Annotated in this window: 1 protein-coding gene; it reads right to left on the bottom strand. The window is 51.5% G+C overall.

The genetic code is table 11. The annotated features are described in order from the left end of the window. Positions 1-71 precede the first annotated feature (71 nt). Positions 72-1156 (bottom strand): IS3 family transposase gene (locus tag JCM17844_RS13840; RefSeq protein WP_150001483.1). Its coding sequence is split into 2 segments (ribosomal slippage): positions 72-895 and positions 895-1156, totalling 1086 coding nucleotides; the frame shifts between segments, so codons are not numbered across the junction. Between the last annotated feature and the right edge of the window lie 80 nt (positions 1157-1236).

A 1236-nucleotide genomic window follows, 5' to 3' on the forward strand; every position in this document is an offset into this window, starting at 1 on the left:
TTGAACTTGCCCCCATCTTTGGGCCACCCGGAACAAGAAAATCCAGATGTTATGCCTATGGGTAGGCATGCCTACCCATAGGCGCGAACCAGTTCCATCGGGGCTTTGTTGCCGATCGAACTGTGTGGCCGGACTTCATTATAGTCCCGGCGCCATGCCTCACATTTTGACTGTGCCTCCTTCAGGCTTAAAAACCAAGATGTATTCAAACATTCTGATCGAACCTTGCCATTGAACGATTCAATGAAGGCGTTGTCTGTCGGCTTCCCTGGCCTGCTGAAGTCAAGCGTTACATCATTCATATAAGCCCACAGATCCAGGTCTTTGCTGATAAACTCCGGACCGTTGTCCACGCGAATGGTCTTGGGGACGCCATACGTGCGCTTAACGCGCTCAAGGGTGTCTACCACGTCACTGCCTCGATAGCGCATACGTACGTCTATCGCAGGGCTGACTTTGCTGAAGGCATCAACAATCGTCAGCACGCGGATACGCCTGCCGTCAAACAACTGATCTGACATGAAGTCCATCGCCCATACCTCATTAGGAGCTGCCGCATCGGTGCGGTCCTCACGCAACTTGGCTGACACCTTACGCTTTGGCGCCTTGTTCCTCAGGGTAAGGCCTTCTTCCTTGTAAAGCCGATAGACACGCTTGGCATTCACCTGCCAACCTTCACGCTTGAGCAACACATGGATGCGCCTGTAGCCATAGCGAACGCGGATCTCGGCGATCTCCCTGATCCGTTTCTTGAGCTGGGCCTGATCGGGCCGTTTGGACTTGTAACTGTATCCTGATCGGTGAGCCTGTATAACTCTACAGGCCCGCCGGATGCTGACAGTCCAAACCGCGCGAAGATCATCAATAATATCTCGTCGCCGAGCAGGCCCTACAGCTTTCGCTTTATGACATCCTGCAGCATGGCCTTGTCCAGGCTCAGATCAGCGACCAGTCGTTTCAAATTCTGGTTCTCTTCCTCAAGCTGCTTAAGACGCTTCATCTCTGATGGCATCAAACCGCCATACTTCTTGCGCCACCTGTAATAAGTCTGCTGGCTGATGCCGGTCTTGCGGCAGACTTCATCAACTGAAGTGCCTTCTTCAACCTGCCGCAAAATCAGGGCGATCTGACTATCCGTAAATTTACTGCGCTTCACAAAAATTCTCCTAAAAGCTCTTCAAAGCCTAAACGAGAATTTTCTCATTCTAAATGGTCCAAAAAATAGGAAGCAGGTCA

The sequence above is a fragment of the Iodidimonas gelatinilytica genome (assembly GCF_008579125.1).
GTDB classification, from domain to species: domain Bacteria; phylum Pseudomonadota; class Alphaproteobacteria; order Sphingomonadales; family Rhodothalassiaceae; genus Iodidimonas; species Iodidimonas muriae.